20 protein-coding genes and 1 pseudogene are annotated in these 25861 nt (G+C 59.4%); 16 read left to right on the top strand and 5 right to left on the bottom strand.

The genetic code is table 11. The features are described 5' to 3' along the window. Positions 1 to 2781 carry a carboxypeptidase regulatory-like domain-containing protein gene (locus tag KQI84_01455; protein MCB2153525.1) on the bottom strand — a complete coding sequence of 927 codons (2781 nt, stop codon included), beginning with the start codon at positions 2779 to 2781 and terminating at the stop codon, positions 1 to 3. Positions 2782 to 2937: 156 nt separating this feature from the next. Then, positions 2938 to 4746 carry an oligoendopeptidase F gene (gene pepF, locus KQI84_01450; GenBank protein MCB2153524.1) on the bottom strand — a complete coding sequence of 603 codons (1809 nt, stop codon included), beginning with the start codon at positions 4744 to 4746 and terminating at the stop codon, positions 2938 to 2940. Between the two features lie 177 nt (positions 4747 to 4923). On the opposite strand from pepF, the gene KQI84_01445 reads away from it, so the two are divergent. The 3 genes from KQI84_01445 to KQI84_01435 all read left to right on the top strand — a co-directional run bounded on the left by KQI84_01445 (position 4924) and on the right by KQI84_01435 (position 9990). Continuing rightward, positions 4924 to 6852 carry a hypothetical protein gene (locus KQI84_01445; GenBank protein ID MCB2153523.1) on the top strand — a complete coding sequence of 643 codons (1929 nt, stop codon included), beginning with the start codon at positions 4924 to 4926 and terminating at the stop codon, positions 6850 to 6852. 162 nt (positions 6853 to 7014) lie between these two features. Beyond that, entirely contained in the window at positions 7015 to 7341 is a 327-nt protein-coding gene (locus KQI84_01440) for a hypothetical protein (GenBank protein ID MCB2153522.1), read from the top strand. A 144-nt stretch (positions 7342 to 7485) separates the two neighbouring features. After that, a complete protein-coding gene (locus KQI84_01435; GenBank protein ID MCB2153521.1) occupies positions 7486 to 9990 on the top strand; it encodes a glycosyltransferase family 39 protein in 2505 nt (834 codons plus the stop codon). Positions 9991 to 10000: 10 nt separating this feature from the next. On the opposite strand, the gene KQI84_01430 is transcribed toward KQI84_01435, so the two are convergent. Then, entirely contained in the window at positions 10001 to 10765 is a 765-nt protein-coding gene (locus KQI84_01430) for a class I SAM-dependent methyltransferase (GenBank protein MCB2153520.1), read from the bottom strand. Positions 10766 to 11021: 256 nt separating this feature from the next. On the opposite strand from KQI84_01430, the gene rpsO reads away from it, so the two are divergent. Then, entirely contained in the window at positions 11022 to 11291 is a 270-nt protein-coding gene (gene rpsO, locus KQI84_01425) for a 30S ribosomal protein S15 (GenBank protein MCB2153519.1), read from the top strand. Positions 11292 to 11687: 396 nt separating this feature from the next. Beyond that, positions 11688 to 13976 (top strand): polyribonucleotide nucleotidyltransferase, encoded by a 2289-nt coding sequence (locus KQI84_01420; protein ID MCB2153518.1) that lies wholly within the window; start codon positions 11688 to 11690, stop codon positions 13974 to 13976. Positions 13977 to 14033: 57 nt separating this feature from the next. Here the strand turns inward: KQI84_01420 and KQI84_01415 are convergent, their stop codons facing one another. After that, positions 14034 to 14417 carry a hypothetical protein gene (locus KQI84_01415; GenBank protein MCB2153517.1) on the bottom strand — a complete coding sequence of 128 codons (384 nt, stop codon included), beginning with the start codon at positions 14415 to 14417 and terminating at the stop codon, positions 14034 to 14036. Between the two features lie 149 nt (positions 14418 to 14566). Here KQI84_01415 and KQI84_01410 point away from each other — a divergent pair, with 149 nt between their 5' ends. The 8 genes and pseudogenes from KQI84_01410 to KQI84_01375 all read left to right on the top strand — a co-directional run bounded on the left by KQI84_01410 (position 14567) and on the right by KQI84_01375 (position 20224). After that, entirely contained in the window at positions 14567 to 15916 is a 1350-nt protein-coding gene (locus KQI84_01410) for a sigma 54-interacting transcriptional regulator (GenBank protein ID MCB2153516.1), read from the top strand. 171 nt (positions 15917 to 16087) lie between these two features. Continuing rightward, positions 16088 to 16657 carry a hypothetical protein gene (locus tag KQI84_01405; protein ID MCB2153515.1) on the top strand — a complete coding sequence of 190 codons (570 nt, stop codon included), beginning with the start codon at positions 16088 to 16090 and terminating at the stop codon, positions 16655 to 16657. Continuing rightward, positions 16647 to 17141 (top strand): tRNA (N6-threonylcarbamoyladenosine(37)-N6)-methyltransferase TrmO, encoded by a 495-nt coding sequence (gene tsaA / locus KQI84_01400; protein ID MCB2153514.1) that lies wholly within the window; start codon positions 16647 to 16649, stop codon positions 17139 to 17141. The genes KQI84_01405 and tsaA overlap by 11 nt, the downstream gene beginning before the upstream one ends. Then, positions 17138 to 18019, top strand: coding sequence for a DUF89 family protein (locus KQI84_01395; protein ID MCB2153513.1), 882 nt, complete (start codon positions 17138 to 17140; stop codon positions 18017 to 18019). Before tsaA ends, KQI84_01395 begins: the two co-directional genes overlap by 4 nt. Positions 18020 to 18117: 98 nt before the next feature. Next, complete coding sequence (locus KQI84_01390) at positions 18118 to 18510, top strand: DUF302 domain-containing protein (GenBank protein ID MCB2153512.1); 393 nt, start codon at positions 18118 to 18120, stop codon at positions 18508 to 18510. 16 nt (positions 18511 to 18526) lie between these two features. Next, positions 18527 to 18772: pseudogene (locus KQI84_01385) on the top strand (zinc ribbon domain-containing protein). Positions 18773 to 18776: 4 nt separating this feature from the next. Then, the gene (locus KQI84_01380) at positions 18777 to 19760 is read left to right on the top strand and encodes a radical SAM protein (GenBank protein ID MCB2153511.1); all 984 of its coding nucleotides are present in this window, start codon (positions 18777 to 18779) and stop codon (positions 19758 to 19760) included. 35 nt (positions 19761 to 19795) lie between these two features. After that, on the top strand, positions 19796 to 20224 hold the full coding sequence (locus KQI84_01375) for a PaaI family thioesterase (GenBank protein MCB2153510.1): 429 nt from the start codon (positions 19796 to 19798) through the stop codon (positions 20222 to 20224). 3 nt (positions 20225 to 20227) lie between these two features. Here the strand turns inward: KQI84_01375 and KQI84_01370 are convergent, their stop codons facing one another. Then, positions 20228 to 20908: a DUF4365 domain-containing protein gene (locus KQI84_01370; protein MCB2153509.1), complete on the bottom strand. Its 681-nt coding sequence runs from the start codon at positions 20906 to 20908 to the stop codon at positions 20228 to 20230. Between the two features lie 359 nt (positions 20909 to 21267). On the opposite strand from KQI84_01370, the gene KQI84_01365 reads away from it, so the two are divergent. The 3 genes from KQI84_01365 (at position 21268) to KQI84_01355 (ending at position 25859) form a co-directional block, all read left to right on the top strand. Beyond that, the gene (locus KQI84_01365; GenBank protein ID MCB2153508.1) at positions 21268 to 24567 is read left to right on the top strand and encodes an efflux RND transporter permease subunit; all 3300 of its coding nucleotides are present in this window, start codon (positions 21268 to 21270) and stop codon (positions 24565 to 24567) included. A gap of 181 nt (positions 24568 to 24748) precedes the next feature. After that, positions 24749 to 24982, top strand: a complete 234-nt coding sequence (locus tag KQI84_01360) for a ferredoxin (GenBank protein MCB2153507.1) — start codon at positions 24749 to 24751, stop codon at positions 24980 to 24982. A 100-nt stretch (positions 24983 to 25082) separates the two neighbouring features. After that, positions 25083 to 25859, top strand: a complete 777-nt coding sequence (locus KQI84_01355; GenBank protein ID MCB2153506.1) for a hypothetical protein — start codon at positions 25083 to 25085, stop codon at positions 25857 to 25859. Positions 25860 to 25861: the final 2 nt, after the last annotated feature.

Raw genomic sequence — 25861 nt, 5'->3', positions numbered from 1 at the left:
CTACTCCTGGGGCACCATCTCAAAATCGTAGATCGTTGTTTCGCCTGCCGGAGCAATGAACTGCGCGGCGAATTTCTCGTGCGAATCGCCGGCAATGTTGTGAATCGCGATCATCGCGATGTCCCCCGGCGGCACCATATCGGCCCGATACTTACCTTCGCGGTCGCTGTAAACCAACCAATTATTGAAGTTAATCAGCACATTGGAGATCGGATTCCCCGAAACGGAGTCGGTCACTTTGCCCTCGATGATCGCAGCGAGCGGCAGCGCGACCTCCGCAACGTCCGACGTTTCCCCCGGTGTGATGGGGATTCCGCGCCGGCGAGTCGCTACTCGGCCGGACAGTCGGAACTGCAGATCGATCGTCGTCTCCGGCAGACCGGATAGCTCGAACTCTCCGGTCGGTCCCGTGATTGTGGAGAAGGACAGCGAATTCAGCGGATGGCTGCCCGACGATCCGTCTGGTGGCAGGGCCTGAACCGTGACGCCCTGCAACGAACCGCCGCCTTCTTCCGCCACGACGTAGCCCTTTACTGTCCCGCCCTGCGAAATCACAACCTGTCCCAGGTCAATCACCGATTCCGTCGGGGCGATATAGACGTTCGAGATCTCCTCGGTGCCACCACCGGAGACGCTGATTGTCAGGTTCGCCGTTCCGGAGATCAGGTAGGGCAACGTCATCACGCCTTCTGAGGTGCTCATCTCGGATTCGTAGCGCATCCGGATCTCATTCTTCTGTCCGCTGACCGTGGACGGCGATTGGTCGAGCACATTGATTCCCACCTGGAATCGACGGATCGGATCGCCATTTGTATCGATGAGATCGGCTTTGATGGAGTGACTCATGTCGTAGAGTAACACGACGCTTTCGCCGCCCGGCTGCGCACCAACGTATCGTTGACTGAGCGGCACCCAAAGGTTCCCTCGGAATGTCGAGCCGCTGATGTCGATCGAGTACGTTCCCTCCGTCACTTCCTCGAAACTGAATCGTCCCTGGCTGTCGGAGTTCTGCAACGCTTCCTCAGACGAGGAACAATCGAGGCACTTGATGTAGACGTTCTGGCTCGGCAGACCCTTGCCTTCATCGGTGATGATCATACCCGCCAGGCGACCTTCCTTAGGCTCACTGGAACTCTCCATTTCCACGTCGCCGATATCCATCGTCGGGCCGGAAACGATGTACTGCTCTTCCTTCGTAACGTAATCAGTAGCCGTGAAGCGCAATGTGACCGAGCCAGGTTCGATCGCGGAGAGTTCAAACACGCCGTCCGCCGTCGATTCATTCGAGGGAAGCTGATAGTTGAAGCGCTGATAGATGCCGCCCGTGTTGCTGAAGCCGCCAATGACCTCGACAAGAACGTAATCGATCGGCGTCGCATCGGCCGTAACAACACGGCCCGTGATCTTTGTGCCCGTCGGCAGGACAATATCGCCCACAACGCCATCGGAACTGGCGGGATCGATCGTTTCGCTGTAAGCCGGGACGTATCCTTCGCGATAGGCGCCTGCGCGAACATTGCCGCCGTCCTCCGGCAGCGAACTGAACAGGAAATCACCGCCGGCTCCGGTTGTCTTGAAAGGCTGCGAAGAGTACGTTCCCCCATAGACAGATCCGGGACTGAAGAGAGCAACAAGGGCGCCACTCACAGCGAACCCGTTCGCATCGACGACTCGTCCGGAAAGAGTCACGGCCGGAGTCAGACGAATCTGGATGTGATCGTTGTAGTCTGCGTTATCAGAAACCTCGAAAGACGTGTCGCCCGGGCGGAATCCATTGGCGATGACTTTCGCGGTATAGCTGCCGGGATCGAGCGGAAATAGCTCGAAGTTCCCATCCCCGTCGCCAAGGACCTCGCCCAAGCCCTTCTGTCCTTGCCAAATTGAAACCGAGGGACTCTTCACACCCTCGCCGGTCATGTCGTTGACGACCTGACCGTACATCGGCGGCAGGTCCGGGATGACGAAATCTTCGCTCGTATTTGACTCACCCGATCCCAGCGAAATGAGTCGCTGCGGATTCGGCATCGCCGGGTAGACCAGGCGCAGCGTGTAATCGCCCGGGTTCAGCGGCGGGAAGTAGTAATTCCCGTCCGAATCGCTCGTGACTTGCTTCCAGTAGTTGTCCGCCGTCAGTTGTAACTGCGCATCGGCGACGCCGGATTCCCCCCGCAGTACACGCCCGCCGAGAGTCGCTTGCTCATCCGTCGGAGTCTCCGTCGGCGTCGGTTCCGTGTCGTCTTCCGAACCAACATCGCCTTCGGCGCTACCACCCTGATCATTCGCATCGTTCCAGTCGGAGTTTCTGTGATCTCCGGTCGGAATCGTGGATGGATCGTTCTTGCTGTCGGGGCGATACTGCCCGGGCAGCGGATTCCCGTTCTTGTCCAGAGCAATCCCAGCGCCATTGCCAGTGCCGGATCCGCCTCCGCCTCCCGGCAGGGGAGAGCCGCCGCCGATTACCGGGCCGGTCTTGCTTTCTTCGCCAGGTGCTTTCTCGGTCGAACTCCCCGCATCTTCCGTCGAGGCTTGACCACCCGACTCCCGGTCTTCGGATGCCGAGCTGCCACTGTTACCGTCGCGAGAATCCCCCCGGCTGCCCCCCGATGAACTCGGGCGCTTGATCCCGGATCGCCAGTCGGACCCATCATCGGTGCTCCCGTTCGAGGCCAATTGCGCGACTGGCTGCTCTACGCCGCGAGAGCGAATGACCGCTACCACGGCAAGGCCGAGGGTGGCCACAACCAGGGCGATAACGACGTACTTGAAGTTCTGATTCTTCATACAGGCCTTTCCTGCTCCGGATCGTGCGGATTATGCGGAGCCCCATGGCCGCCGGTCAAGCCGCGCCACGGCCTCTTTTTGTCCTCGTTTGACAACAAAACCGGGGAGACGGTTCGCGCCTCCCCGGTTTCGGACAAGAGTTTTTGGGACAGCCGCTTATCCCAGCAGCAATCCGCTCAGTTCCTTCACCGACTGGCCGAAGGACTCGAAGGCGTTGGTCATGACCTTGCGATCGGTCAGATCCACGCCGCCCTTCTTGACCTGGTCGAGCGGATCGGCGCTGCCGCCGGACCGCAGGAAGTCCAGGTACATATCGCGATGCTCGGGGTTGTTCAGGATGCGCTGCGAGAAGACCTGCGAGGCGCAGAATCCGGTCGCGTACTTGTACACGTAGAAGTTGTAGTAGAAGTGCGGGATGCGCGACCACTCGTGGCTGATCCGATCATCGGCCTTGATGAGCGGGCCGTGGAACTTCGCGTTCAGGTCGTAGTACGACTTGCTGAAGTTCTCCGCCGTCAACGGTGTGCCGGAAGCATCCATCTCGTGGATCATGCGCTCGTACTCGGCGAACATGGTCTGGCGGAAAACGGTGCCGCGGAACTGCTCGCAGCGGTGGTTGAGCAGATAGGCCTTAAACTTAGGATCGTCAGTCTTCTTCAGCAGGTAGTCCAGCAGCAGGGCCTCGTTCGTGGTGGAGGCGATTTCCGCCACGAAGATCGTGTAATCGGCGTAGCGATAGGGCTGGGTCTTGTGGGCCAGCAGGCTGTGCATCGAGTGTCCGAGCTCGTGGGCCAGCGTGAACACGTGATCCAGCGTTCCCTGGTAGTTCATCAGCACATACGGGAAGGAATCGTAGCAGCCGCCCGAGTAGGCGCCGCTGCGCTTGCCCTTGTTCTCGTACACGTCGATCCAGCGATCCGTGAAGGCCGTCTTCAGGGCGTCGGTGTACTCCTTGCCGAGCGGCTCGCAGGCTTCGAGGACCCACTGGCAGGCTTCCGCCCAGTCGACCTTGATGTCGAAGTCCGGAACGATCGGAACGTACACGTCCCACATGTTTAGTTCGTCAACGCCGAGAATCTGCTTCCGAAGCTCGAGGTACTTGTGGAACTTCGGCAGGGCCTCGTGAACCGAGTCGACGAGCGTGTCGTAGAGCGAAACGGGCACATTGTCCGGATGCAGCGCAGCCTCGAGGGCCGAGTCGAAATGGCGCACCCGCGCGTTGAAGTTGTCCAGCTTCACGGAACCGGCCAGCGTCGAGGCCAGGGTGTTCTCGAAGCCGATGTAGGTGTCGTAGAATGTCTTGAAGGCGCGCTCGCGAACGCTGCGATCGCGGTTTTCCAGGAATGTGATGTAACGGCCCTGGGAAAGGGGGCGTTTCTTGCCCTTTTCGTCCTCAACATCCGGGAAAGTCATGTCCGCATTTGTCAGATAGCCGAAAGTATTGTACGGATTGCGGAAAACTTCGCCGGCGGTGGAGATCAGGGTCTCTTCCGCATTCGACAGGGTGTGCGGCTTGTCGCGTACCAGGACGTCCATCGAGCGCTGATAGGGCTTCAACGCCTCATCCTCGCGCCAGGCCTTTAGCGTCTCAAGCGACTGCGTCAGAATCTCGGGGCGAACCCATGCAGTTTTGGCGGCCACCTCGGTGTACTTGGCCATGATGCGTTGGCTGCGGCCCTGATTGGTGCTGTTGCCCGTGTCCTCGTCTTCCCGATGGTGGGCGTACGAGTAAAGGCGCTCGATCGCGCGGCCCAGGGCATCCTCGGCCTTGAAAGTCTCAGCCACAGCAGCAGGGGACGTCAGCTTGCCCTGCAGTGCCAGGATGGGCTTCAGAAGTTCATCGATTTGGGAGAACTCCTTATCCCAGTCCTCCGGTGTGGCGTACAACGCTTCGAGATTCCAGCAATTCTCGGGGGCCTGTTCTTCGCGGGTCAAAATCCGCTCTTGTTCAGGTGCAATAGTCATGATTCTTCCTTTATACGGGTGGAGTACCGGGAGGTTTTGTCATAAGGGCCTTCCCTTCTGCGAAACCCAGGGCCGATCGGGCAAGAGTTTTATCCTCACGCTATCGTGGACAGGGGTGGCTTGACCCGCACGACGTCTCGGGTTCTTTTACACGCAGCCTGCCAGGAAGAAAAACTCGTGCCTCGTCATTCTACGTTTGGCAAGTGGATCGCCTTCACCGGACTTGTCGCCGGTTTGGCATTTCTGACGATCGTGGATATCTACGATCTGGATTTCGGATTCTACCTGGCTGCGGGGCGGCAGGCGCTGTCCGGAGGGCTGGAAACAGAGTTCTATCGACTGCATGCCTATTCGGATATTCCCTGGAAGTCGCCATGGCTGCTGGCGGCTCCATTGTTCGCAATCGCCTGGAATCTCGCCGGCCCCGCCGGGCTCGTGATCCCGAAGGCCATCGGCTACTCGACCGGCTTCCTGCTGGCATTCCGTGGCGCCACAAATCGCAGAAGTGCGCCCTGGCTGGCAGCCGTGGTGACAATTCTGCTCGCTGCAGCCGTTTCCCCCCGCTTCGTCGAGCGCCCCGGTTTATTCTCTGCCGCTCTGCTTGGAGCAGTTGTTTGGATGGGCTCGTCGGATCGCTGTCGCGACTTCGCCCAGCGGCGCACCATTCTCGCCGCGGCGGGCATCGGGTTGCTATTCTCGATCTGGGCATTCCTGCACGCGGAGTGGTACATTGGACTCGGCGTGCTCGCGTTCCTCGCCATGCAGGTAGATCTGCCAGCGCGAAAGGTCATCACGCTCTGCCTCCCCGCCGCTGCGATTCCGTTCATTGCTTTCGCCTTGATTCACCCATCGGGCGTGCTGCCGCTGCTCGGCCCTTTCAAGCTCTTCATCGGCGGGGGAGTGGACTTCGGCATTGCCGAGTACCAGCTCTCTGCCTGGAAATCGATGCCGGGTGCGCTCGCGATGCTGATTGCGTTGGCCGCGACGGCGGTATGGCTCTGGCGCAGGGATCGTCGCTGGGAAGCCGCACTGATTGCTGGAATGATCGCGCTGTCCTCGGTCATCCCGCGGGCCGTCTTGCCGACTGCGATCGTGGGATTGCCGGGGTTGGTGCAGGCCATCTCTGCATTGCCCAAGATTCCCGAGAGCGTTCCGAGGCGCGCGGAGGTCCTGGTCGCCCTGCTGTGTGTCTTGATCGGTTGGGGATCCGTACAGGTGACGCCCTGGCGACAAAGCGGACTTGGGCTCGATCCAACGCTGGACGTTCGAGGGATCGGACAAGTCCTCGATGAGGTCCCGGAAAGTGAAGGGGCCGTGCTCGCCTCTTACGGCTGGACCAGTGTCCTTCTCTCCCAGCCCTCCGTTGCGCGTCTCGGAGTCGTCATGGATGGTCGCCAGGAGGCCTATTCCGAGGAATACATTCGTGACGTTTACGTTCCCCTTCTCACGCCCGGCGAGGGCTGGGTGGAGAAACTCGCAGATGCTGGGATTGGCTTTTATTGCGAGCCATTCTCCGGCAGAGCACAGGAGAAGCGCCTTGTCGGCGACTTCGAGGCCATCGGGTGGGTCCTCGTCGGCTGGGATAACTCCAGCCGATTAATTGCAAGTCCTTCAGTTGCCCAAGACTGCAAACTGCCCTCCTACAGATTCGATCCGGACCGACTCGATCAGTATGCGCCGACGCCGGCGATTATGGAAGCCGCGGCGACCGAGATCATCAGGCGAGTGCATGAGCTGGAGGAAGCAGGCTTGCCCTCAACGCGCGGGCGCCTGGCGCATGCCTATCTGGCGATCCGCCTGGGTCGTCTCGACCAGGCGGCGGATTCTCTCGATAGCGCGGGCCGGCAGGAAGGACCGCGGTACGGGCGCTACTGGGTCCTGCGAGCCGAGTTGGCGATCGCTGCCGGAGACTACGAGGCCGCCGAGCCAGCCATCGGTGAGGTCGTTCGCCTCGGCGATCCCGCCCGCGCCCACGTCCTGCGCGCAGAGATCGCCCGCCGCGAGGGGCACCTGGAAGTCGCGCGGCGTGAACTGCAGGCGGCCATTGAGTCCAATCCTGCGCTTGAACAGGAACTGACCCGGGCGGCTGATTCGCTAAATGACTAGGGTCTTTGGCAACCCTCCTATCGAGGATGCGTGACATGAAACGAGTTGGGGCAATCCTGACTATTGTGGCCTTCTGCACACTCTCAGGAGTTGTGATATTCGCATAGCAGCCAGCGACTCGGACACAAAGGTGGGCCATCGCCGGAGGAGTACAATATGTACATGAATCCGCTCGAATGCCCGGTCGTGGACTTCGAGAACTACATGGTCCTGGCCATAGTCCTGGGTAAGTCCTTCAATTGCGTAGAAATTCGGGTCGCCTCCATCGAGGAATCGGCAGACCGAGTTTCTGTAACATCCGATCCGAAGACTCACCAGACAGGCTGGATCGATAGAAAACAGCCCAAGGACGACGGCAGTGTCTATCCGTACGGGTCCTTCATCGTCCCCAGATCCCCCAAGCCCCTCATCGTCATGGAGGATGTTCAGGGAATGATCGGCGGCGAGCCAATCTGGAAGGAGCGCGCAAGACTGTCGCCTCTGTTCTGATACATTGTCTTCGAAGCATGGCTGGTCATCTGAGCCCGGTAATTGCTCTCCCTGATCCTCTGGGGCCGCAGGACGGTCCCTGGCCTCGACTAAGCGTAAAAAACATTCACGATCGGGGTCATTTGGGATGGGCAAGGTTACCCCATGATTCAAGAAAACAGGTTGCTCGCTTGGGGACGGCGGGATTGGAGGACGATCGGGCTTCTGGCCGGGATCTGTGCTCTAGTCTGGATTGGGACCGCTGGGCTCTGGGATCTGCGCGGGCCGGATGAAGGCCGCTATGTCCAGGTAGCCAAGGAAGTGGGCCAGGGCCGCAGCCCGTTTCAACTGACCATTTACGGTCAGCCCTACGACGAGAAATCGCCCCTGCCATTCTGGTTCCTCGCGGGGATGTTGAAGCTCAGTGGCGGCAAGGTCTCCACCTGGACCCTCCGAATTCCTTCGATACTCTTTGGTGTTCTGGCAGTTGTGCTCTCCTTCGTCATTGGCCGCCGGTTATTTGGCTATCGGGCCGGGCTGATGGCGGCGCTTGTGCTGATGACAACCGGTCAGGTCCTGGATGACGCACCAAAGGCCCAGTTGGACATGATGTTCACCGGGGCCTTGATGATCGCGATGGCGATCCTGCTGACGAGATCGCGCGAGAAAGTCATTCCGCTCGCCCGAGCCTTGGTGATGTGGGCTGCCCTGGTGGCCGCGACATTCATCAAGGGACCCCTGGCGCTGATTATCTTCGTTTCTCCCATCATCGCCGAATCGATCGCGGAACGGTCTCTGAGACCAGTGCGTGAGACTCGTCTGCTCGGTGGAGTGGCTGTTCTGGCTGCGGGCATCGCGCTGGTTCTCGTGATGTTGATTCACGCGAACGGATTGGAGTTCATCCTCAGTCAGATCCACGAGCAAACGGTCGAACGTTTCCTGAATGGCTCTCACGGCGCTCCATTCTACTTTTACCTTACGCACTTGTGTACGAGCATCTTCGTACCATGGGGGATCCTGTTGATTCCTGCTGGAATCATCCTGTGGCGCACACGCGGCAAATGGCCGACCGGAATGGCCGGAATTGTCGGATGGATTGTGATTCCGTTCATCGTACTCAGCATCGCGCACGGAAAACGGAACGCCTACATGCTGCCGTTGATGCCGGGAATGGCGCTCGTTGTCGGATGGTGGCTCGATCGAGCAGTTTCCGAAGGTCAACGCTTCCCGCGCGTGTCGTTTGCGATCTCCATACTGGAGATTGTAACGGGCGGGCTGCTCTTCGCGGCGGCCGTCCTTGCAGCCTTTCGCCAGGACCTCTTCTGGTCCGTGTATTTCTACCTCCGTGTGCCGAACACGATTGCAATGGCCGGGATCGGTATTGCCGCCGTTGCCGTTGGGGTTTGGTCGTTGCGGCATCGGGCACACCTGACTCATGTGATCTACGGATCGGTGGGCTTTGTACTGTTGCTCGGATTGGCGAATTACACGATCGTGAAGCCGTCCACCGATCCGCAAAGCTCGACACGCGCATTCGCAGCGCGGCTGGCTTCTCTGGCGCAAACCGAAGGTGTACCACCTGTTGTTGCCGCATTTGACGATGCTGCCAAACCGGAGTTCCATGTCTACGGCGACTACTCTGTGAAGTCCTATTCACACTTCGATCAAGCCTACCTGGACGATCCGGATTTGCCGCAGGTTGTTGTCCTTGAAGAAGACGATCGAAAGGATGTTCCCTTCGACGAACTGAAGGCGAATGGTTTCATCGAGGCCTTCCACGAAGTTTCCTCGTCCGATCTGCTGTGGGTATTCTTGCGAGACCCGAACGCAGCCGTTGAGCCTGCCAAGAGTTCAATCCAGATTGCATTTGCCGGCGACACAGCGTACGCGGAAGATGAGAACTCCAGCGTTCAGAATGAGGTCGCCGAATATCACGACGTGGAGCCGATTGATGCCTACTTCCTTCTTGGCGATATTCTCGAAGGCGACAAGGGTTTCAAGAATGTGTTGCAGGACGAGTTTCTTGTTCCCTTCAAGCCTGTTCTAGATCGCGACATTGAAACCCTCATGGTTTTGGGAAATCATGATCAGCGCGACGGAATGGAGAGGGACATCCTCGACTTTCCAGGCTTTAACATGCAGGGTCAGGATCACTACGCCAAGACATTTGGCGACGACCTGGTGACCTTCTTTGTGATCAATTCCGAACGGCTCGAACGCCATCCGGAGCAGGTTCAGTGGTTGCGAACTTCTCTCGCGAATTGCGACTCGAAGTGGAAGGTTCTGCTGATGCATCACCCGATTTCCGCGAGCAAGATCTCTCATGGAGCCGACAGGGGAAATGCGCGTATCCTGATGCCCATTCTGACGGGGGAGCACGACGTGGATTTTATTCTGTCCGGTCACGATCACATGTACGAGCGCCGCCGGGTCGAGCCGGGACTGGTACAAGTGATTGTGGGGAACGGATGCAGCACCGAGAAGGAGCCATTGCCGCCAGATCCCGAGCGCGAGGCCGGATCAACCAACAAAGTCGGCTTTGCCGTTGCGAGCATCACGCCCTATCTTTTTGAAGTCGAAGCGCTCGACACCACAGGCCAGGTTTACGACCGGGCGACGTACGTCGACATGGACGATCCGGACGATGTGATTGAGCTGTCGATGAACTGATCGCTACGGGCTACTGCTTCACGATGCACATCGAGTAGCAGCAGTAGAACGCCGGATCGATCTCCTTGTGATTCGGGTAGTACAGAAACTCGATCCGAATGTCGGCGTCGAGCTTACTCAGCACGCGATCCACAAACGACTGGTAGCTGTAGTAGCGGTGGAACTGGCAGCCGGAGACTTGATCCTGCTGAACGATTTCCTGGTGTTCTCCGCCGATGTAGAAAGGAATCACCAGGATTCTCCCGCCCGGGCGCAAGATACGCAGTGCCTCCTGCATGAATCGGCTGTCCGAATCCCCCTCAAAGTGCTCGAAGGAGCAATGCAGAGTGATGGCGTCGATGCTGTCCGATGCCAATGACATCTCCGACCCGTTGGAGCCGAGCGCCGCAATGCGCACGTCGTCCTTTGTACTCGATTGGTCGATCCGGGGATAGTCGACAAACTGCAGACCGGGCTCGTAGAAGAGATCCTGCCGAATGACCGTTGAACCGAATCGCTCGGCCACGTAGTTCGGGAAAAGACTCATGCAACTGGCGACATCCATGTAGACCGACTTCGGGCCGAACTGAATCGCCTGCATCGTCAGGTAGTATTCGAGGAGTTTCTCGCGATCGGGCAGGAAGGAATGCCACCCGCCTTTCTGCGGAATGTGGCAGTAGATCGAATCGCGCGCCTCAACAAAGGCCGCGATGTCCGCCTCGAACCTCTCGAAGTCGGCCTGGTCGATCGGCGAATCGATGTGCTGGATGGGGACGTCTGTCGGCAGGTTGATCATGGAAGTGCGCCTCTTGTGAGCGAGCTTCAACGGATGTATGAGCGCCCCGCGAGCGTATCAAGTGCGATCTGACGGAGGGCGTGGCCGAATCCTTGCTCCATCGAGCCTGGGAGAGCCCCGCACACGCGTTCACAAGACCCTTGACACGGCGGGGGAGTGCGAGGACTCTCCGGGTCGCCTGCTGCTCGGGTGTCGGCTTTCTCCGGCCGCATCCTGGGGGCATGGACAAGATTCTCACTTTGGAGACAGTGAAAAGATGTCGATTACCGCAGAACGTAAGGCCGAATTGATCAAAGAGTATGGCGTAAAGGAAAACGACACGGGTTCGCCGGAAGTCCAGGTGGCCGTGTTGACCGAGCGCATCAACAATCTGACCGAGCATCTGAAGGTCAATCAGAAGGACTTCCACAGCCGTCGCGGCCTGCTGAAGATGGTTGGTAAGCGCAAGAGCCTTCTGGACTACCTGCGCAACACCGAAATCGCGCGCTACCGCGCTCTGATTGCCCGACTTGGACTGCGTAAGTAAAAGAGCCTTGGAGTCCGCATTCCCTCCCACACCCAGCAATACAGTGCCAGTCCATCGGCACGGCGCGCGCCACGCTTTGGCGGCATGCGGAGTGGTGTCGGATTGCACATGGACGCCAGCGGCAAAGCGGAACGGATAACCGGTGCGCCTCTCCCTTCGGGGACCGAGGCGCACCTTGCTATTTTCAAGACAGGAGCATTCACCCCTAACCCTCGACACAGACTTCCGGATCGGAGCCGCTAGGGAATCGCCCGGGGAATGGTCTCGGGATTTTCATGCTCCATCGGCGAACAGATTCTTCGATGGCGAATGTAAATTCCGAGGAAGACGCCCCGTGTCGCTTGGATTCCGGCTCCTCCGATTCGGCACATTGAATCAAGGAGTGACAAAGAGCTAATGAGCGTCACAAAGATCGAACAACGCGAAGGTTTGAACTTCGTCGAGACAATCGCCCACGTCCCGTTTGGCGAGGGCACCGAGTTGGAACTGAGCACCGGTAAGGTCGCGAAGCAGGCCAACGGCGCCGTGCTGGCGAAGATCGGTGGCACGGTTGTGCTTGCCGCTGCCGTCATGAGCGACAAGCCCACGGACAAAGACTTCTTTCCGCTGATGGTCGACTATCGCGAGAAGTTCTACGCCGCGGGCCGTATTCCCGGCAGCTTCTTCAAGCGCGAAGGCCGCCCCGGCGATAAGGAGAGCTTGCGTGCTCGCCTGATCGACCGCACGCTGCGTCCCCTTTTCCCGAAGGGCTTCAAGTACGAGGTGATGGTCTTCATCACCATCCTGGCGCTTGACCAGGAACACCCCGCGGAACTCGTCGCCATGTGCGCCGCCAGTGCCGCCATTCACATCAGCGACATCCCGTTCAAGAAGCCCATCGCCGGCGTGCGTGTTGGCCGTCTTGATGGTGAATTCGTCGTGAACCCCAGCTTCGAGCAGATCGAGAAGCTGGATATGAACCTGATCGTCGCTGGCCATCGCGAGGCCATCAATATGGTCGAGGCGGGCTCGAAGGAAGTCTCCGAGGCGGACATCGTTGCCGGCCTCGAGTTGGCTCACTCGAACATCCGCACGATCACCGAAGGCATCGATGCCCTGCGCGATAAGACGGGTAAGCCGAAGATCGAATACGTCGAGCCCGAAGCGGATGCGGACCTGGTTGCGAAGGTCGAGAAGCTAGCCGCCCCGCACATCAAGGAAATCCAGGCGACGCACGAGAAGAAAGCCCGCGACAATCGCTTCAAGCAGGCCATTGAGGAGATTCTGGAAGAATTGGGCGAGGACTACGCAGAGCGCGCTGGCGAAGTCGCCTCTATCTTCGGCGAAATCGACGAGACGGCGATGCGCCGCCGCGTTCTCGCCGAAGGCATTCGTGCCGACGGCCGTAAGCCGACGGAAATCCGCCCAATCTGGTCCGAGATTGATACGCTGCCGTCCGTTCACGGCTCGGCGATTTTCACGCGTGGCCAGACCCAGGCGCTTGCCGTCTGTACCCTTGGCACCACCGATGACCAGCAGATGGTCGACGAAATGTCCGGTGTGGGCTGGAAGCGTTTCTACCTGCACTACAACTTCCCGTCGTTCTCGGTCGGCGAGGCTCGTCCTCCGCGCGGCCCGGGTCGTCGTGAAATCGGTCACGGTGCCCTCGCCGAGCGTGCCGTCGAAGCCATCCTTCCCGACAAGGAAAACTTCCCGTACACGATCCGCCTGGTTGTCGAGATTCTGGAGTCCAACGGCTCCTCCTCGATGGCAACGGTTTGCTCCAGCTCGATGGCGCTGATGGACGCCGGCGTCCCCGTCTCGCGTCCGGTCGGCGGCATTGCGATGGGCCTGATCGCGGGCGAGAGCGACGATGAGTTGGCGATCCTCAGCGACATCCAGGGCATCGAAGATCACTGCGGCGACATGGACTTCAAGGTCTGCGGTACGACCGAGGGCATCACGGCGCTGCAGATGGACATCAAGATCGATGGCGTGACCAGCGACATGCTGGCCCGCGCTCTCGACCAGGCTCGCGCCGGTCGCCTGCACATCCTGGACAAGATGAATGAGTCCATTGGCGAGCACCGCGAAGAGCTGAAGCCGCATACGCCTCGCATGACGATCCTCAAGGTCCCGACCGAGAAGATCCGCGAGATCATCGGTGGTGGTGGCTCGACGATTCGCGGCATCCAGGAAGAGACTGGTGCGCGCATCGATATCGAAGACGACGGCACGGTCTACGTGACCGCGACGAGTGGCGAGTCTTCGGACGCGGCCATTCAGATGATCGACGAGATCGTCCGCGAAATCGAGCCGGGCGAAGTCATCACGGGCAAGGTCTTCCGTGTAATCGACTCGGGCGCCATCGTGCAGCTTGGGCCGAAGAAGGACGGCATGATCCACATCAGCGAACTGGAACACCACCGCGTGGACAAGGTCGAGGACGTCGTGAACGTCGGCGACGAAGTCACCGTGAAGGTTCTGGACGTCGACAAGGCCCGCGGCCGCATTCGCCTGAGCCGCAAGGCTCTGATCGAAGCACCGGAAGGTGCCGCATCCTCTGACGAGGGCGGCAACCGAGGCCGTGGCGATCGTGGCGATCGTGGAAACCGTGGACCGCGTGGTGGCGGCAGCCGCAGCGGTGGCGACGATCGTCGCCAGCGTCGTCCGCGTCCTCCGCGCAAGGATCGCGACGGCGAATAATCGCCCCGCGAAGTAGCAGGAAAGCAATCGGCCCGGCAGATTCGTCTGCCGGGCCGTTCATTTCTCAGGAATCGGAGGATCGCTCCGCACAAGGTCCCACTGCTTCTCGCCGAAGTAGCGTTCCAGTCGGACTTTGATGCGCTTCTTCCCCTTGGGCCCTTTCGCCACCGCGACAAAATGCGTTCTCTCGGCACGCGTGCTCATGCCGGATCCTTTCGAGAAACCCATGATACCGAACGGTGAGACAGACACTTCTTGCACGATGCCAGTCTCCGGGAACTCGCGACCGACCAGCATCGCCTCCAGTTGCTTGTGGGCATCGGAGCCATCGATGGAGAAGTAAATGATGGGCCACCCTATCACCATCAGCACTCCCACAATCCCCGCAGCGATGAGGAACTTGTTGAATTGCTTATCGACGATGGAGTGGCGTGTGCTCACTTCTCGTACCTCTGAGATCACGGTTCTCCTCTGATCGCGCCTTTGGCACTTCGGAGAGCATAGGCGACTGTTATTCCCACCTGCAACGCCATTCGACTTGAATCGGAAGAGGCATTTCCGGATTCTTGGAGCACGGAGGCACGCCCTGCATGGACGATTTGACCGAAGCGATTCTCGAAAGCATCTCAGACGGGGTCTTTACCGTGGACGAGAACTGGCGGATTACGTCGTTCAATCGTGCGGCGGAGACGATTACTGGTGTCCCGCGTGAAGAGGCAATCGGGCGGTTCTGCTCCGAAGTCTTCCGCTCGAGTCTCTGTGGAGCCGATTGTGCGCTCCAGAAGACGATGATGAATGGTCGCCCAATCGTGGGGGCGTCGGCATACATCATTGATGCGGAGGGGAATCGCATTCCGATCAGCATCTCAACCGCAGTTCTTCGAGATGCTAAGGGGAGTATCTCCGGCGGCGCAGAGACGTTCCGCGACCTGACGGAAGTGGAGACGCTTCGCCAGGAATTGGAAGGCCGCTTCCATGTCGGCGACTTGTCGAGCCGCAGTCCCGCAATGCAGCGTGTCTTCGAGGTTCTCCCTGCCATCGCCGCCAGCCCGAGCACGGTACTGATTCTCGGCGAAACCGGAACGGGAAAGGAAGTCGTCGCGCGGACGATTCACTCACTCGGCCCACGGAGCAATGGCCCGTTTGTGGCCGTCAATTGTGGTGCTTTGCCGGATACGCTGCTGGAGTCCGAACTCTTTGGCTACAAGGCCGGTGCCTTCACCGGAGCGCAGCGAGACAAGCCGGGACGCTTCGCGATCGCGCGCGGCGGAACGATCTTCCTCGATGAAATCGGCGAAGTCAGCCCAGCCCTTCAGGTACGACTGCTGCGCGTCTTGCAGGAACGCACATTCGAACCGCTCGGCAGCACGCAGACCGAACGAACCGACGCGCGGATCATCGTGGCGACAAACCGCGACCTGGCTGCGCAGGTTCGCGACGAGACGTTCCGCGAGGACTTATTCTACCGCGTGAATGTCGTGAGCGTCGATCTTCCGCCGCTGCGGCATCGCAAGGAAGACATTCCGATGCTGGCCGAGGCATTCGTGCAGCGCTTCAACAGCATCCAGCAGAAGGCCATCGAAGGACTTGATGGCGAGGCGTTATCACTCCTGATGGCTTACGATTGGCCGGGCAACATCCGACAGTTGGAGAACGTCATCGAACGCGCCTTCATTCTCTGTTCGGACGGCGTGATTCGCATCGAGCACCTTCCGGAAGACCTGACGGCGCGATCGACGAAGCGCCAGGATTCGCCCGACGTTCAGACAGCGCACGATATGCTGGACGCGGAAGCGATCCGGGCGGCGCTGGAGCGAAACGACTTCAATCGTCTGGCGGCCGCGCGCGAATTGGGCATCCACAAAACGACGCTGTTCCGGCGCATCAAGCGGCTCGGGATTGAGCTTCCGACGAAGGACGGTCGCTCGAAACCACGGTAGCGATCGCGCTACTCCGGGCCTTTCCCATGGTAGCCTTTTGGCTACTCTGCGTCTGCTCTCTGAGTTTGCTATCATCAATACTTACAATCATGTACGTGATGCTGCAGGCTGCCGTTTTGTATGGTCTCATCCTTGCAGCTATCCAGGCTGCCAGCCCTGGAGGGGACACCCATGACGACGGCAGCCTTTGCCATCTGGGAGAATCGCATCGCACCCGTGTTCGACACGGCCCGACAGCTCCACATCGTTCAGATGAGTTCTGGAGATGTCGTGGCCGAGTCGCAGGAGGCACTTCGGGAGGAAGTGCCTCTTCAAAGAGCGAATCGACTGCTCGGGCTGGGTATCGAAACGTTGGTGTGCGGTGCGATCTCTCGGACTCTGTTTCAGGTGATTCAGAGCGCAGGGGTTCAGGTCATCGCGTTCATCGCGGGAGACCTGCCGGACGTCGTGGAGGCATGGCAGGAGGGGAGGCTGGAGGAGGAGCGCTTCGCTATGCCGGGTTGCTGTGGGAAACCGCAGCGTCGTCGCCTTGGAGGAGGCGAGGAGGAACCCGGCCGCGGGCGAAGGGGTTACTGGAATCGGCAGTGTGGAGATGGAGGGACTGCCGAAACGATCTGCGTGTGCACGCATTGCGGACACACGGAGCTTCACCAGCGCGGCGTCCCGCACTCTGGGCGAATGTGCCCGGAGTGCGGGATGCCAATGACCCGCATCGCAGGAGTTCTGATCGATGAGCTGTAGCGAGTACGTTTGCCAGTCGATCGGGATCATTCACAGCGAGCATAGCACTCCGGAATCCACTCCCGTGCAGCCCGCATACGCGAAAGGCTGCGTCGGAGTCGTCGAAGTCTCCGAAGAATTCGCCGAGGGACTCCGCGATCTTGATGGCTTCTCACACATCTACCTCATCTACCACTTCGACCGCGCAGACACCCCGAGACTTATCCTGAAGCCGTTTCTTCAGGACGTCGAGCGCGGCCTCTTCTCAACACGAGCCCCGGCACGCCCGAGCGGAATCGGAATCAGCATCGTTGAATTGCTCGGTCGCGACGGAAACAAACTGCACGTCGATCGACTTGATGTTCTGGATAGAACGCCCCTGCTCGACATCAAGCCCTACACCGCGAAGTTCGATTGTATTCCAAACACGCGCAACGGTTGGCAGGACGAAGTGGATGAACAAACCGCACAACTCAGGGGCAAACGAGGTTACGTCGCCACGTGAAGACTTTCCTCGACTGTATTCCCTGCTTCGTTCGCCAGACTCTGCAAGCGACCCGAGAAGTGAGCGCCGATCCTGAAACCCAGGAGCGCATGCTTCGCGAGATCCTCCGCTGGACCAGCGAGATGGATCTGAATCAATCGCCGCCGGAACTTGGACAGCGCATTCACCGTCGTCTCCGAGAACTCATCGCTCAGGACGATCCCTATCGTGAAGCGAAGGAGCGCCAGAACCGCATGGCACTTCGAATTCTCGACGAAGTCCGGGAGGATGCCTTCAGAGGCAATGCGTTCGAGTTCGCTGTTCGCCTCGCAGCGGCAGGAAACAGCATCGATCTCGCTTTCGATCCTCTGTTGTCGGATGGCGCCGTGCGCACCGCCGTGCAGCGTTCTTTGAAAGGCGTCTTTGTCGGAGACATCGATGCATTCCGACGAGTTGTTGAGAGCGCAAAGGACATCCTGTTCCTGGCAGATAATGCCGGAGAAATCGTCTTCGATCGCTTGCTGATCGAACACTTTCCGCCCGGCAAGACTACAGTTGCCGTCCGCGGCGCACCGATCATCAACGATGCAACACACGAGGACGCGAAGGCCATCGGGTTGGATCGTTTGGCGGAGATCATCGACAATGGATCGGACGCCCCGGGAACGATCCTCAGCGATTGCAGTCCACAGTTCCGCGAGAGATTCGATAGCGCGGACCTGATTATCGCCAAGGGGCAGGGAAACTACGAAACGCTGAGTGAAGAACACGGGCCGCTTTACTTCCTGTTCAAGGCGAAGTGCCCGGTCATTGCGGACCATGCGGGACTACCGCTCGGAGCCCACATTCTGGTGAAGAACAAGAATCACATGCCAAGAGGAGGCACCGTCACTCAATGAATTGCACATCAAGAAAGGGTTGGCTCATTTGCGGGGGAGTATTCTCCGCGGGAACTCTCGTTGGAATCGTTATCATCGGACTTGCCGCGTGGATGCTGATGCCGTCCATGATGCTGACCGTTCACGAAAGTCCATACAGCATCGATGAAACCTGCACGCGCCTGACAGAATCGATCGAGGCAAACGGTTGGAGTTCGCCCGCCGTCCGCAACATGAACAATGCGATGAGCAAGGAAGGCGTCCAGATGGAATCGCCCGTGCGAATTGTGGAACTCTGCAAGGCGGAGTACGCCCGCGAAGTCCTGCAAAGCAATCCCGAGGTGGCGACACTTATGCCGTGCGCCTTCGCGGTATATGAAAACCAGGGCAAAGTCTACGTCAGCGGAATGAACACGGGCTTGATGGGAAAGATGTTCGGCGGAACGATCGCCGAAGTCATGGGCGGCAGAGTCTCCGCTGACGAGGCTCGAATTCTCAGTTGCCTGGAATAAATGAAAGGAGCGCCGCGTGCCTCTCTACGAGTACAGGTGCAAGTCTTGTGGGAACGTGTTTGAGGTCAGTCACTCCATGAGCGCTTCGGGCCCCGAAAGCTGCCCGACATGCGGCGGAAAGCCCGAGCGCCTGGTCAGCGGCGGAGCCGGCATCATCATGTGAGGCTCCGCTGGGGTGGGGGAGAGCTGTTCATTCGAGCAGACAGGCCGGACTTGCTGTGGCCGGGACGAGAGGTGCGGGCATTCCTCCTGTGGAGGTTAGGATCATGCCACGCACAGAATACCGATATCTTTACGGCCCCGTGTACTCGCGGCGCCTGGGCAGTTCCCTCGGCGTCGATGTCGTGCCGCACAAGGTCTGCAATTTCGACTGCATCTACTGCCAGATCGGCCGGACGACACTCCTGACCATGGAGCGGCGCGAGTACTTGCCGATTCGCGATATCCTCGAAGAACTCGAGGAGAAACTCTCGAAGCCGATGGCGTTGGACTACGTCACGCTCTCCGGATCCGGTGAGCCGACGCTGAATTCGGGCATCGGCGAACTGATCGATGGAATCAAGAACCTTACAGACACGCTTGTGGCCGTGCTGACGAACGGCACTCTGCTGGGCGATCGCGACGTGCAGAGCGATCTGCGGCGGGCCAATTTGGTCCTGCCATCGCTCGATGCCGGAGATGAGGAGACTTTCCGCCTCGTCAATCGCCCGCACCCGGATCTCCATTTCGATGCAGTGATCGACGGGATGGCGGGGTTCGTTCAGCAGTTCAACGGCAAGACGTGGCTCGAGGTCATGCTACTTGCCGGTATCACGGGACTGCCCTCCGAGGTGAAGAAGATCGCCGAGATCGTGAATCGAATTGCACCGGATCGCGTTCAACTAAACACCGCAACGCGCCCGGCCTCGGAGAAGTCGGCGCGGCGCGTTTCCGCTATGGACCTTGAAGCGTTGAAGTCGTTCTTTGATCTGCCGACGGAAGTCATCCGCAAGGACTTCGATCATGCCCCAACGCCGGCAGAATGTTCCGCCGACTTTCGCGATGAAGTTCTGGCGCTGCTGCGCCGACGACCATGTACTTCGGATGACATCGCGGCCGGGATCGGCGTACACTTCATCGAAGTCCTGAAGATCATCGACGCGTTGATCGACGACGGCGAGATCCAGATCAAAGAAACCGACGGGCGGGCCTATTACGTCGCTGAACGGCGGCCGAGTTCCTGTGACTTGCGAAAGCCGACAGGTCAGTGAGTCCGCAACACTCCGAACCCGATGGGAGGCATCAGTTGAAGAATGGCAAAGAGACGGACGAGAGCACTTCGCTGAGTTGCAAGTTCGGTCACGACTGGTGCATCATGTGCGGAGAGAAGAATCCCTCCTCATTGCATCTGTCGTTCAAGCCGGAGTCGGTCGACTGTGTCCGAGCGGAGTTCCATTGCGAGGAACGCCTACAGGGCTACACCGGCATCCAGCACGGCGGCGTTGTTTCGGCCCTGCTGGACGCGGCCATGACTCATTGCCTCTTTCACAAGGGGATCCGCGCCGTGACAGCGGAGTTGAACGTGCGATTCCGCCACTCTATCCCCCACGATGCGATCGTAACGATCCGCGGCTGGATCACCTCCGCCAACCCGAGGCTCTATCGCCTGAGGTCCGACATCCGCATCGGCGACCGCGTGATGGCGACCGGCGAGGCGAAATTCATGAGGACCTGAACGTCACATGTCCCATTCTTGGTCATCCGACAAACCCTCTTCTACCAGCCTCCTGATCCGATGGATGAGCTCAGGGTCATCCGCCAGTTGCTCGCGGATGGAAAACAGAAGAGGTAAGTCCTCCTGCATTTGCTCCATAGATCCGTTCTTCCGCATGTATTCAATGTACGAGTCAATGTCGCCATTGTACAGGATTATCAGGTAGTGAAAGGCTATGTAGCTTCGTGTTAGCCATGCCTGATCTTCTTCCCACTTCCTCATTACTCCGGCTTGGTGCTCCAGTGCTATCTCCCTTAACTCACTGACATTGTCCGGTAGTAGGAATGAGTGTTTGAAGTCGAACGGGATTCGTGCAGCTCTCATCATCCGGTCGCCATCCAGGAACCCCTTCGCTAGAAGATACTCCCGAACATCTAGCCATCTGACTACTTGCTTGGCTTCGTCGACTTCTACCAGGATCACTGGCACGGGCGATAGTAGCCAGTAACGCACGCTCGCCGACTTGACGTGGACCACTTGCCTTTCACGAGCGCTTTTTCCCGCTGTCCCCTTGATCTGTGCCTTGATCAGCGCACCGGTCACGGACGTATCCTCGACGATTTCAATCTCACAATCGATCCCATAATCAGGTTGCAGTATCCTCAGGATCCAGTGGGGCGGAAGTGTGGACCGAAGTATCTGCACGGCATTTTCCCCTGTGACGTGACTCGCTGGACGTTTGGGCAGATCTTGGTGGGTCACAATACATCCTCCCAAGGGGGCATATACTCCAATGCTGCGATTCCTCGCATCGGGCTCCAGCTGCGTTTCACATCTATGACGCTTCTCTTCCTGTTCACAAGTCGAACTCAATGGAAATAACGCAACCATCAGCCACCCCCCGATTTAGAATGTCATGGAGAAACAATATAAGGAAATCAGTGGTCTGCGCTATGCCCGCAAAGATTAGAGTGAGCGGCGAAGGTTTCTCGCATGGCCGCGTATAACCGGGAGCAAGAGGTGCCGCCTGCGGCTCCCTTCAGTCCCGGACGCCGTGTGAACCCATGTCGCTGACCAAATTCGCTGTCGCTGCTCCCGTCAAAGTCACCATGATCTTCGTGGCCGTGCTGCTGCTCGGCTACATTTCCATGACGCGTCTGCCCACGAACCTGTTTCCGGACATTCGTGCGCCGAAGGTCACGACCACGATCCGGACTCAGGGGCTCTCCCCGGTCGAGGTCGAGCGGCGAATCAACGAGCCGCTGGAGCGCCAACTCTACACCATCCGCGGCGTCGTGGACGTCGAGACGATTGCCCGTTCAGACAGCGCCGTCATCATCACGGAGTTCACCTGGGACACGCCCCTGGATTTCGCCTTCCTGGATGTGAAGAAGGCCGTTGCGGACCTGCAGCGCGACCGCCAGCAGGAGATCGAGAGCGTCTCGGTCCTGCGTTACGATCCGAATGCGGCGCCAGTCATGACCGTCGGCCTCGTCGGGCCGAAGGGTTCCGACCTGGAAGACCTGCGGCGCCTGGCAGAACAGACTCTCAAACCCCGATTTGAACGCCTCGAAGGCGTTGCGAACGTCGTCGTCTCCGGCGGCGTGCAGCGCGAGATCCGCATCGCGCTCGATCAGACGCTCCTTTTGACTTACGGGATCGATGTCCAGACCGTGGCGAATGCGCTGCGACAATCGAATGTGAACGCTTCCGGAGGCTACGTGTCCGAGGGCACGCGCCGTTTCCTCCTCAAGACCGTCGGCGAGTTCCAAGACCTGGAGGACGTCCGCTCCGTTGTTGTTTCCCGCCAGGGTGAGACGGCGATTCTGCTCGAAGACGTTGCCCACGTGACTCTCGAGCCGAAGGAACCAAAGGGCATTGTGCTCGTGAACGGGCGCAAAGGAATCGGCCTGTCCTTCTATCGCGAGGCGGAGAGCAACACCGTCGCCGTGGCGGATCGCGTCAAGGGCGAGATTCGCACACTGCAGGGCTGGGCCACGCCCGAAGAACGCGACGCACCCAAGCAGCCGCGTCGCGGCGGGATGGGACCGGGCGGTCCCGGCATGATGGCCATGCAGCAGACCAGCACAATTCTTCCGCCGGACACGTCGCTGATTGTCTCCAACGATCAGTCGGAATTCATCCGTGCGGCCATTCGCGAAGTTCGCAACAACGCCATCCTGGGCGGTCTTCTGGCCGTCGCCGTTTTGCTGCTGTTCCTGCGCGACATTCGCACGACCCTGATTATCGCTATCGCGATCCCCGTCTCGATTATCGCTACGTTCAACCTGATGTACTTCCAGGGCCTGACGCTGAATCTGATGACGTTGGGCGGCCTCGCCTTGGGCACCGGTATGTTGGTGGACAACGCGATCGTTGTGCTGGAGAACATCTTCCGATTACGCCAGGAAGGAAAAGACGCGAAGCACTCCGCCGGCGAGGGCGCCAAGCAAGTCTCCGGCGCAATCATCGCCTCGACGCTGACAACGGTCGTTGTCTTCCTGCCGATCGTTTATGTGAAGGGCGTCGCGGGTCTGCTCTTCAAAGAGCAAGCCCTGACCGTCGCATACTCGCTGGTGGCATCGCTGATCGTGGCGCTGCTGCTGATTCCGATGCTTGCGTCGCGTTTTCTCTCGTCACCACCGAAGAACCTGATGACGTCCGATGCCGGGACAGAGGACATGCCGCAAGCCCGCCGGAACTGGTACACGGGCGTACTGAGGTTGGCGCTCAAGGTGCGATGGCTCGTGCTGCTTCTGGCATTTGGTTCGCTCGGAATTACCTGGGTGCTATTGCAGCAAATCCCGCAGGAATTCCTGCCGCGCACGGAACAGCGCCAGATTGGAATTCGCCTCGTCATGCCGAGCGGCACGCCGATCGAGGCAACCGAGCAGGTCGTTGAAAATGTTCTCGGTCAGGTTTCTCAGTACGAAGAGGCCATTCCGAACGTCTACGCCCGGGTGGGCGAAAGCGAGGGAGACGTCAACGCCAACACCGAAGATCCGGACGGCCCTAACACGGCGGACATTTACGTGACGCTGCACAATTGGGATCGCCCGACGACGGTCGCGCTGGCTGCGGGACTTGGCAATTTCCGTTCGACCGAGCTGATCGATGCCCTGAAGCCGGGTCTGGAATCGATTCCCGATCTGAAAGCCGAGTTCCGCCTGCAGCAAGGCTCTGTGTTGGACCTGATCGGCTCGTCGAAGGCGCCGCTGCTCATCGAAATCAGCGGCGAGGAAATCGAGCAGTTGACGCGTCTCGCCGAGGATGCCAAGCAGCGCCTCGAACACACTGACGGCTTGCTGAACGTCCGCACGAATATCCTGCAGGGCTCGCCGGAGGTCCGCCTGCGTTTGGACAAGACGCAGTTGGCCCGCCTGGGACTCGAGGTCGAAGGCGTTGCAGCGGCGCTGCGGCGTCGGATCGATGGTGAAGTCGCCGGCCAGATCAAGCGCGAATCCGGCGATGTGGATCTCCATGTCGAAGTCGACTACGGCACAGAAACACTCGATACGCTTGGCGACATCATTCTGAAGACGCCAACAGGCGCGACGGTACCGCTGCGGACCATCGCGGATTTCCGTATCGAGCGCGGACCGCGCGAGATCGTGCGTCGTGGCCAGGAACGCGTCGCCCAGGTTATGACGGACCTCGATAACATCAAGCTTTCCGAAGGCATCGCCCGCGCCCGCGCGGCACTCGACGATATGCATCGGCCGGTGGGCTACAGTTTGCGATTCACAGGCGAGGAGGAGCAACGCGCGGAGGCCTTCGAGCGACTCGCCTTCGCCCTGATGCTTTCGATCATGCTTGTTTACATGGTGATGGCATCGATCTTCGAGAGCTTCCTGCAACCACTGCTGATCATGTTCACCATCCCATTGGCCGGTGTCGGCGTCGTCGGCGGGTTCATCCTGACGGGCCAGACCTTGAATGTCATGGGCCTGATCGGCGTTGTCATGCTCGGCGGAATTGTCGTGAACAACGCGATCGTGTTGCTCGATTGCGTGAACCAGGTGCGCCAGCACCCCGGCATCGATTCGCGCGAGTCGTTGGTCATCGGATGTGAGCGTCGGCTGCGCCCCGTGCTGATGACGACGGCGACGACGCTGCTGGGACTTCTTCCGCTGGCGCTGGGCGTTGGCCAGGGGGCGGAGCTTCGCCAGGCGATGGCGATCGCTGTGCTCGGCGGCCTGGTTTCCTCGACGGTCTTGACGTTGATCGTGATCCCGGTATGTCAGAGCTATCTGGACTCCGCGTTGCGGATCGTTCGGGGCTGGCGCGGCCGGCATCAACTGGCAAACGGTGCTTCCAGCGCATCGGTTTCACAGCCTCCCGCCGAGCCCGAGAGCGGCGGCTGAGAACGCTAGAATCGGATCGCTTGCTCCATGTCGATTCCGGCATGGATGTCGCTCGAAACCTGTCGAAATTCCCTGTTGCCCCACATCGCCTCGGGTGGAAGGGTACGTCCGAGCGAGGCAAGGGAGCTTCGTAAGAAGGGCCAAAACCCCAATATTATGACCATATTTGGAGGCCGATCCAATGGCTGACAAGGACGCAAAACTTCCCGAAAATGCTGCGGGAAAGTTCTATGTAGATGACCAGTGCATCGATTGCGATGCGTGCCGTGCGACAGCACCTGACAACTTCGAGCGCGACGAGGAGCAGGGTTACTCCTACGTCAGCAAGCAGCCGGCGAACGACGCCGAACTGCAACTGTGCATCGAAGCCATGGAAGGCTGCCCGACCGAGGCTATCGGCGACGACGGCGAGTAAGCATCTCGATTGCCCCCTGCAAGTTGGATGACGCCCCCCGCTTCTCAGGGGGGCGTTTCCATGCTTGCAAAGACCAGACTCACGCAGGACAACGGCCGCTATGAAGCGAGCAGGACTCCTCATTCTCATTCTCATCTTTCCGCTGATCGCCAGCGCCGGCGGGTTGTTGCCGGTGGCCGTGGACGATTTTACCTCTGGGACGAATGCCGGCTTCGGTGGAGCCTACTTCCCAGGCAACGTGTTGACTGGCCCGCACGGCGGAGACCTGCCGCCTAACGTGCCGAACGATTCCGCCGAAGATCTGCTCTCTCTCGGCGATGGCGGCTCGATCGTTTTGGCCTGGCCTGCCGACAACGTGATCGTCAACGGACCGGACGAGGATTTCACGGTTTTCGAGAACGTCCTCGTGAACAACGGCGACAGCGTTCCCTTCATCGAAACCGCGACGGTCGAGGTCAGCCAGGATGGCATCAGTTGGACGCTGTTCCCGTTCAACTTTCTTCCCCCGGATGGCTTCGATTCAGGCGATCCTTTCGCGATTCCGCTGCTGGCGGAGAACTACGAAGGGCTGGCAGGCACGCAGCCGACGCTTGTGACCAACTCGAATGGGATCGATCCCGGAGATCCGAGCGTCAGCGGGGGAGACGCGTTTGACCTGGCGGATGTCGGTCTGGGCTGGGCGCGTTACGTCCGGTTGACCGACACTGGCACGCCCGGGGCTTCGTCCGAGATGTCCGGTACAAACGGCGAACCGATTTACGATTCGGGGCTGACCTTGGCCGGTCCTCCGACAGCCGGGTTCGATCTGGATACGATCGTTGCAGTAAACTACGGCGCACCCTCGGCGGCGAGCGTCTCCGACTGGAGCCTTTACTGATC

The organism is bacterium (assembly GCA_020444065.1).
GTDB lineage: Bacteria > Sumerlaeota > Sumerlaeia > SLMS01 > JAHLLQ01 > JAHLLQ01.
This window is presented reverse-complemented; position numbering and strand designations above follow the sequence as displayed.